Origin of the sequence: Stenotrophomonas sp. YIM B13575 (genome assembly GCF_042787595.1) — a bacterium.
Classification (GTDB): Bacteria; Pseudomonadota; Gammaproteobacteria; order Xanthomonadales; family Xanthomonadaceae; genus Stenotrophomonas; species Stenotrophomonas lactitubi_B.
Genome location: NZ_JBHZOP010000158.1, coordinates 1 through 8333, shown reverse-complemented (window position 1 = coordinate 8333; position 8333 = coordinate 1). Strand labels below are relative to the sequence as shown.

Sequence of the window (8333 nt, the reverse complement as noted above, 5' to 3'; positions counted from 1 at the left end):
GCCAAGGAAACCGCTGAGCTGACCCGCACCCAGATCCTGCAGCAGGCCGGTACGGCCATGCTGGCCCAGGCCAACCAGGTGCCGCAGGGCGTGCTCAGCCTGCTGCGCTGATCCACGGCAAGAAGGCGCCGCTACCGTCGGATTGAACCGACGGTAGCGGCAACCCGACAGCCACGGCGTACACAGATGCGGGCCATGCCCGGCCCGGGAAGCGTCCCGAACCGGCTTGGCATCGCCCGCCCCTGCGGACCTCTCTTTCAGCGTTGTGCATGTTGACTGTACGTACCGGGCGGCTTCGTCTCCCCCCGATTGTCAGTAGCCTGATCCCTCCCCTGCATTGGGGGAGGGTTTTTTACAGACCCCCGGCAGCCCGCGGTGAACCCACCCGCACCCTGCCCCAGACCTCCTGCAACCAGCGTGCCAGAACTGCCCTGCCGGCCAGTGGCACGGCGCATGCATCAACGAAGTCCTCAAGACCCAGCGGCACAGGCCGCTATTTTCGTTGACGACGGGCCGCCGTACGACGGCCAGGCCCGTATACCAGGAGAAACGACGTGGCAGACTTTGGATACGGTGGCATTGGCTCAGGGCTGGACATCTCCAGCATCGTCAACCAGCTGGTCGCAGCGGACCGCAAGCCGGCCGACAATGCGCTGAACCTGCAGCAGTCCAAGACCAAGATGCAGCTGTCGTCGCTCGGCACGGTCACCTCGGCCTTCGACAAGCTGAAGACCGCCCTGACCGCGTTGAAGGCCACCACCGCCTTCGACACCCGTACCGTCAGCGCAACCGGCAAGGCCGGCCCCAACAATGCCGACGATGTGTTGACCGCATCGGTGGCGCTGTATGACCTCGGCACCAGCAAGGCCGCCGCAGCCAACGGTACCCACAAGGTCGAGGTGAAGAACCTGGCGTCGGCGCACAAGCTGATCGCCGACACCTCGGTGCCCAAGACCGATACCTTCGGTGCCGGAACCTTGACGCTTACCGTCGGCGTGGGCGACAAGGCCAAGACGATGAACGTGCAGGTGGAGGAAGGCGACACGCTTACCACCGTCCGCAACAAGATCGACGCCGCCGGCCGCAAGGAAGGCGTGCAGGCCACGCTGATCAGCTCCGGCGACAATCAGTACCTGTCCATCGCCCAGGAAAAGACCGGCGCGGCCAGCGCCATCAAGCTGGAATACGCCGGCAGCGATCCCAAGCTCGGCGCACTGGTCGGCAGCCTGAAGGAAAACAGCCCCGCCAAGGATGCGGTGCTGACCATTGACGGCGTGGAAGTGGTGAGTGCCAGCAACACCGTGACCGACGCGGTGCCAGGCCTGACCCTGAACCTGAAAGTGCCGGGTCTCAGCACCGTCACCATCAGCACCGACACTACTGCCGCAACCAAGGTGATGCAGGAGTTCGTCACCGCCTACAACGCGGCCATCGCGGCGATCAACACCGAAACCAAGTACGACGCGAAGACCAAGGAAGCCGCCGCACTGACCGGCGACGCGCAGATGCGTGGTGCGATCGCGCAGCTGCGTTCGACGATGTCCGGCGTGCTCAAGGACCTGGCGGGCGACCAGCTGGACGCCAAGGCGCTGGGCCTGCAGACCCGCGGCTACCCCAACGCCGATGGCACCCTGGTGCTGGACAGCACCAAGTTCGCCGCAGCCCTCGCCGCCCAGCCGGAGAAGATCCGCCAGGCGGTCACCGGCGATACCGGCGGTGCCGGCCGGCTGTATTCACTGGTGGACGGCTACGTCAGCACCACGGTCGGCAAGGAAGGCGCCTTCGTCGCCCGCACCAAGGGACTGAACACCACCCTGGACAACATCGACAAGCGCCGCAAGGACCTGGACGCGCGCATGGTCGGTGTCGAGGCCCGTTACAAGAAGCAGTTCGTGGCATTGGACAGCCTGATGGGCAAGCTGCAGCAGAGCAACACCGCGCTGCAGCAGCAGCTGGCCCAGTTGAACCGCTGAGGAAACACGCACGGCGCTCAAGTTTGGCGCCGTACGCACCGATAACGGACGCAACAGCAATCATCGCAGTGCCGGCGTCAACGGTCCCTTCGACCGCACCCCGGCACCCCGCGCAAGGGAGAATCACGAATGTACGGTTCCAGCCGTCAGTACGCCGAGCAATACCGCCAGGTGGGTGTGACCAGTGCGGTCGCCGATGCCGATCCGCACAAACTGGTGGCGCTGCTGCTGTCCGGCGCACTGGAGCGCGTACGCCGTGCCCAGGCCACCCTCGAACAAGGCGATCAGGCCGGCAAGGGCAAGGCGATCGGCGAAGCATGCGCGATCGTCGCCCACCTCAACGGCTCGCTGGACCATGAAGCCGGCGGCGAGATCGCCGGCAACCTGTCGGCCCTGTACGACTACCTGCTGCAGCGCCTGACCGAGGCCAACCTGCACAACGATCGCGCTGCACTGGACGAATCGCTGCAGCTGCTGGGCGAAATCGACGGTGCCTGGAATGCCATCCCGCACGAACAGCGCCGTCCCGCGGCGGTGGCGCCATGAGCCTGCTCGAGCTCAATGCGCAGCTGGATGCCTTCGAGAAGGCCCTCGACGAAGAGGCATTCGAACAGGCCGACAGCCTGCTCGACGGCCATGACAGCACCCTGCATGCCCTGCTGAGCCAACCGTTGACCAGCGCCGACCACGCACCGCTGTCGGCGCTGCTGGAACGCCAGCAGAGCCTGATTGGCCTGCTGCGCCAGCGCCGCGATGCCGTATCGGTGCAGATGCAGGACGGCCGCCGCTCCCTTCGCGCCGCGCATGCCTACCTGCAGGCAGAATCGCTGGCATGACCGTCCTGCCGACCACGTCCCTGCACCACCCGGCCGAAAGCGAGCTGTTCGACGAAACGCTCAGCTGCGAACTGGCCCTTCCTGCCGAGTTCCAGGCCGGCAGTGCAGTGGGCCGGACCAGCAGTGCCGAAGGCCTGCTGCGCAGCCTGGCGCTGGTCGAAGACAGTCGCATCGACGAGCACGAAGAACGCAGCGAAGCCAGCCTGCAGCTGCAGCGCCTGGAAGCCAAGGTGGACCTGACCATGGTCCTGCTCGGGCGCCTGATCCGCCAGCAGGGCCAGGAACCAACGCTGCGTCCGGTGCGCTGGTCGCGCCGTGGCATCCGCCTGCAGCTGGGCCCACGCAGCGGCAGCACGCCCGGCCAGGCCGGCGTTGTCCGCCTGCAACCCAGCGACTGGCTGCCCGACCATATCGACCTGCCGGTGGAAGTCATCGCCGAAGCAGCCGATGGCGGCGGTGGTCACTATCTGTGGCTGCGCTTCCATCGCCTCGGCGATGGCCTGGAAATGGCGATGGAACGGCATCTGTTCCGGCTGCACCGCCGGCAGGTGGCCGAGGCCCGCCGCGCACGCTGAAATCTGCCACCATGCAGGCGGACGGACAGCCCTTGGCGTGCCCGTTCAGCTAAGTTAAGGTGGACCCCCCTCCCCAACCTCCAGCGTGCCTGTGCGAGTTCTCATCGTCGACGATCACACCCTGGTTCGCGCCGGCCTGGCGCGGCTGCTGCAGGGGTTTGCCGACGTGCAGCTCGTCGCCGAGGCCAGCAATGCCGAACAGGCGCTGCAGATGGCCCTGCAGCACGCACCGGACGTGGTGTTGATGGACCTGTCGCTGCCCGGCCGTACCGGCCTGGAAGCACTGAGCGACATCCGCCTGCGCGCACCCGGTACGCGCATCGTGATGATGACCATGCATGATGACGCCGCCCACGTGCGCGATGCACTCGATCGCGGCGCCGTCGGTTTCGTGGTGAAGGATGCCGCGCCGCAGGAACTGGAACTGGCGCTGCGTGCCGCGCATGCCGGCCAGGTATTCCTGAGCCCGCAGATCTCGGCCAAGATGCTGGCGCCGATGCTCGGCCGCGAAAAGCCGACCGGCATTGCCGCACTGTCGCCACGCCAGCGCGAGATCCTTCGCCGCATCGGCAAGGGCGAGAGCAACAAGGAAATCGCCGCCGACCTTGGCATCAGCGTCAAGACGGTGGAGACCCATCGCGCACGCATGATGGAATCACTCGGCTGCCGCCGCGCCAACGATCTGCTGCTGCTGGCTGCACGCCACCAGCACGAGCTGGAATGACGCCCGCGCGCCACGGGTAACACCGTGGTGCCGCCCACGGGGTTGGTGACGAAATACCGTCACCCACACGCACCCCGACGGGATTCCGTACAAGGAGCGCGGGCGAGCAGCACGGCGATCGACCACGAATCAACGAGTTATCGACCGGAATCGTCAAAATCCCGCGCTCGTGTAGGGAATTTCCTTACGTGCTGTCGGGGGCACCACCAACGCCCTCAGGAACCCCCTGATTCCGCCCCTGCCGGATCAAAAGCAAGATGTGTTCCACAAGGCGTCGGGGAGCGGCGCCGGGGACTCACGATGAAGGCTTCACTTTCGACCCAGCTGGGTCAACAGCTTCACCTCACCCCGCAGTTGCTGCAGTCGATCCGGCTGCTGCAGCTCGACGGCCTGCACCTGGAGCAGGAAATCCAGCGCCTGCTGGAATCCAATCCGCTGCTGGAAATCGAAGACGCCGAAGCGCCCGCCGCTGAAGCCACCGATGCAGCCAGCACCACGCTCGATACGGCTGCGTTCGACGAGCTGCCCGAATCCTCGATGTGGGATGTGTCCGGCGCCAACTGGCAGGACGGCGACGACGACCGCATGGCGCGCATTGCCGCTGGCGAGTCGAGCGACCCCCAGCTGCGCGTGCTGCAGCGCCTGGCGCTGGACCTGGACGAGCGCGAACTGGCCGTGGCCGCCTTCTGGCTGGAACACTGCGACGATGCCGGCTATCTGCAGGCACCGCTGGCACAGCTGCAGCTGCTGGCTAGCGCGCAGTTCGACATCGATGCCAACGGCGTTGAAGCGATCCGTCAGCACCTGCTGCAGGGCGAGCCGGCCGGCATGGCCGCGCAGGACCTGCGCGAATCGCTGCTGGCCCAGCTGTGCAGCCTGCATGGCGTGGTGCCGGCCCGTCATCTGGCCGCGCGCATTCTGGACGGCGCGCTCGATGCCCTGGCCGCCCACGACTACCCCGCCCTCGCCCGCCAGCACGATGCCGAGATCGAGGACGTGCGCGAAGCCGTTCGCCTCATCCTGTCGCTGCAGCCGCGCCCGGGCGACAGCCTGCTGCCCGAGCGCAATGCGGTGGTGGTGCCCGACGTGGTCGCCTGGCACGCCGATGAACAATGGAAGGTGGCATTGAACCCGGCCACCAGCCGCCGGGTGTCGATCAACAGCCAGTACGAACAGGCCCTCGCCGAGACCAGCGACGCCGCCCCCGCGCTGCGCGAGATGCTGCAGGAGGCGCGTTGGTTCAGCCGCGGCCTGTCGATGCGCTACGACACCCTGCTGCGCACCGCGCGGGTGATCGTCGAGCGCCAGGCGGCCTTCCTGGTGCGTGGCGAGGAAGCCATGGCACCGCTGACCCTGAAGGAAGTGGCCGAGGAAATCGGCATGCACGAATCCACCGTTTCGCGCATCACCACCGGCAAGTACCTGCAGACCCCACGCGGCACCTTCGAGCTCAAGCACTTCTTCGCCGTGCGCCTGGAAGGGGCCAGCGTGTCCGGCCAGGCGGTCAAGGCCATGGTCCGGCGCCTGATCGACGCTGAACCTGCCGGCCGCCCGTTGGCGGACGAGGCCATCGCTGGCCTGCTGTCCCGCCAGGGGGTGAACATTGCCCGTCGAACCGTCGCAAAATACCGCGAACAACTGGATATCGCCCCGGCCCGCGAACGGCGCCGGGTCAACGCCAGGCAACCGCAGCTGGCCCGGGTGGGCTGAAAAGGATGTTGGACATGAACAAGCTCACAGTTCTGCTGGTCGATGACCACGAGGGCTTCATCAACGCGGCGATGCGCCACTTCCGCAAGATCGACTGGCTGCAGATCGTCGGCAGCGCCGGCAACGGCCTGGAAGCGATCGAACGCTCGGAAAGCTTGCGCCCGCAGGTGGTGCTGATGGATCTGGCGATGCCGGAAATGGGTGGCCTGCAGGCCACCCGCCTGATCAAGTCGCAGGACGATGCACCGTACATCGTGATTGCCAGCCACTTCGACGACGTCGAGCACCGCGAACACGCGCTGCGCGCCGGCGCCGACAACTTCGTCAGCAAGCTGTCCTACATCCAGGAAGTCATGCCGATCCTGGAAGGCCTCAGGGAGGATCGGTCGTGAGCGAATCGCGCATCCTGGTACTGGACAACGATGCGGTGCGTGCCGAGCGCACCGTCGCCCTGCTGGAATTCATGGACTTCAACCCGCGCTGGGTTTCCGACGCCGCCGATTTCGACCTGGCCCGCCAGCGTCAGAACGACTGGATGGCGGTGATCGTCGGCAACCTGGACGACAGTGCCGCCAGCACCGCGCTGTACGCCTGGCTCGGTGGCAGCAGCCTGCCGCCGCCGGTGCTGCTGGCCGACGGTGACGCCACTGCGTTCGCCCACCGGCATGGCCTGCATGAAGCCAACATCTGGCCGCTGGAAGCGCCGCTGCGCCATGCGCAGATGGAAGCCCTGCTGCGCCGTGCCAGCCTCAAGCGCCTGGATGCCGAACACCAGGCCGGTGCCGTGCAGGACCAAGGCCCGACCGGCAATGGTCCGGCGGTCAGCGCACTGCGCACGATGATCGAACAGGTCGCCGCATTCGACACCACCGTGCTGGTGCTGGGCGAATCGGGCACCGGCAAGGAAGTGGTATCGCGCAGCATCCACCAGCGCTCGCCACGCCGCGACGGTCCGTTCGTGGCGATCAACTGCGGAGCGATTCCGGCGGAACTGCTGGAAAGCGAACTGTTCGGCCACGAGAAAGGCGCCTTCACCGGCGCACTGACGGCGCGCAAGGGCCGTTTCGAAATGGCCGAGGGCGGCACCCTGCTGCTCGATGAAATCGGCGACATGAGCCTGCCGATGCAGGTCAAGCTGCTGCGCGTGCTGCAGGAGCGCAGCTTCGAGCGTGTTGGCGGCAACCAGACCATCCGCTGCAACGTGCGGGTGATCGCCGCGACCCATCGCGACCTGGAAAGCCGGATCGCCGATGGCAAGTTCCGCGAGGATCTGTTCTATCGCCTCAACGTGTTCCCGATCGACGTGCCGGCGCTGCGCGAGCGTCGCGAAGACCTGCCGGCGCTGGTGGAGACCATCGCCGCGCAGCTGGCGCGAACCGGCCGTGGCGAAGTGCGCTTCACCCCGGAAGCCTTGCAGGCACTGGCCGGCTACGAATGGCCGGGCAACGTGCGCGAGCTGACCAACCTGGTCGAACGACTGGCCGTACTGCATCCGGGTGGCTCGGTGCGCGTGCAGGACCTGCCGGCACGTTATCGCGGCGATGCCGCGCTGGCCGCCCCCGCACCGGCACCTGCGGCTCCGGTTGCCAGCGAAGAACGCCTGGATCTGCGCAGCTTCTCGTTCCACACCCCGGGCAGCGGCAACCAGCCGTCGCTCGAACACGGCATCGCCGTCAACCGCGCAGCAGCGCCCGCCGCGTTGCCGGACGACGGCCTGGACCTGCGCAACCACATGGCCAGCATCGAACTGGGCCTGATCAACGAAGCACTGGAACGCACCCAGGGCGTGGTCGCCCACGCCGCCCAGCTGCTCGGCCTGCGCCGCACCACCCTGGTGGAAAAACTGCGCAAGTACGGCATCGAACGCGAGCCGGCCGAACTGGCCAGCTGACACGCATTGCCAGCATGAAGGGGGCACGAACGCCTGGGCTTGCCCGGGCGTTGGTGTTTGTGGGGGTGTTGTTGCCGGGCTGCCGCCCGGCACCCGCAGAGGCGACAGCCAAAGCAACCGTCGAAGCAACAGCAACAGCTGGCTTCCTGTGCGATGCGCGGGCGGGCCAGGTTGCGGGGGACGCTGCAAGTACGTCCCTGTAAGCTCGGTCGCGCCATCCATGGCGCTCACGCCCCCGCAACCTGACCCGCCCACGCCTCCGACGGTTTCCTTGTGACGGAGGGCTCGCGACATGTAGCGTCGAGCGTGCTCCGAAGCACACGGAGTATCTGTCGACGCATCTATCTGTTGAAGGTCTGCGCCGCTCCAGTTGGAGCCATAGGCCAAAAAACCGACGCCGGTGAAATGACGCGTCACACATCCCCAGGAACGCCCCATCCACGCATGGCGTGGATCTACTGTGTCGACCAAGGTCGACACCCACCAGCAGCACGGAACGCCATTCCGACACATCGCGGAGATCTGTCGAAGGCGGGGTGGGTCCGGTTGCGGGGGCGTGAGCCGCATGGATGCGGCGACCGAGCTTACATGGACGTACTTGCGGCGTCCCCCGCAACCGGACCC

Annotated in this window: 9 protein-coding genes; all 9 read left to right on the top strand. The window is 66.7% G+C overall.

Annotated elements, in window-relative coordinates:
* On the top strand, positions 1-111 hold a 111-nt coding region (locus ACFX4F_RS19675), incomplete at its 5' end, for a flagellin (RefSeq protein ID WP_262089158.1).
* Positions 112-554: 443 nt separating this feature from the next.
* The gene (gene fliD, locus ACFX4F_RS19670; protein WP_059064144.1) at positions 555-1973 is read left to right on the top strand and encodes a flagellar filament capping protein FliD; all 1419 of its coding nucleotides are present in this window, start codon (positions 555-557) and stop codon (positions 1971-1973) included.
* Between the two features lie 129 nt (positions 1974-2102).
* Positions 2103-2519 (top strand): flagellar export chaperone FliS, encoded by a 417-nt coding sequence (fliS, locus tag ACFX4F_RS19665; RefSeq protein ID WP_089241027.1) that lies wholly within the window; start codon positions 2103-2105, stop codon positions 2517-2519.
* The gene (locus ACFX4F_RS19660) at positions 2516-2809 is read left to right on the top strand and encodes a hypothetical protein (RefSeq protein ID WP_099818402.1); all 294 of its coding nucleotides are present in this window, start codon (positions 2516-2518) and stop codon (positions 2807-2809) included. Before fliS ends, ACFX4F_RS19660 begins: the two co-directional genes overlap by 4 nt.
* Positions 2806-3384, top strand: a complete 579-nt coding sequence (locus tag ACFX4F_RS19655) for a PilZ domain-containing protein (protein ID WP_025879003.1) — start codon at positions 2806-2808, stop codon at positions 3382-3384. Before ACFX4F_RS19660 ends, ACFX4F_RS19655 begins: the two co-directional genes overlap by 4 nt.
* 91 nt (positions 3385-3475) lie before the next feature.
* On the top strand, positions 3476-4108 hold the full coding sequence (locus ACFX4F_RS19650) for a response regulator transcription factor (RefSeq protein WP_025879002.1): 633 nt from the start codon (positions 3476-3478) through the stop codon (positions 4106-4108).
* Between the two features lie 300 nt (positions 4109-4408).
* Complete coding sequence (gene rpoN, locus ACFX4F_RS19645; protein WP_205404040.1) at positions 4409-5818, top strand: RNA polymerase factor sigma-54; 1410 nt, start codon at positions 4409-4411, stop codon at positions 5816-5818.
* A 14-nt stretch (positions 5819-5832) separates the two neighbouring features.
* Positions 5833-6210, top strand: a complete 378-nt coding sequence (locus ACFX4F_RS19640) for a response regulator transcription factor (RefSeq protein ID WP_049460600.1) — start codon at positions 5833-5835, stop codon at positions 6208-6210.
* A complete protein-coding gene (locus tag ACFX4F_RS19635) occupies positions 6207-7709 on the top strand; it encodes a sigma-54 dependent transcriptional regulator (RefSeq protein ID WP_380657976.1) in 1503 nt (500 codons plus the stop codon). Before ACFX4F_RS19640 ends, ACFX4F_RS19635 begins: the two co-directional genes overlap by 4 nt.
* Positions 7710-8333: the final 624 nt, after the last annotated feature.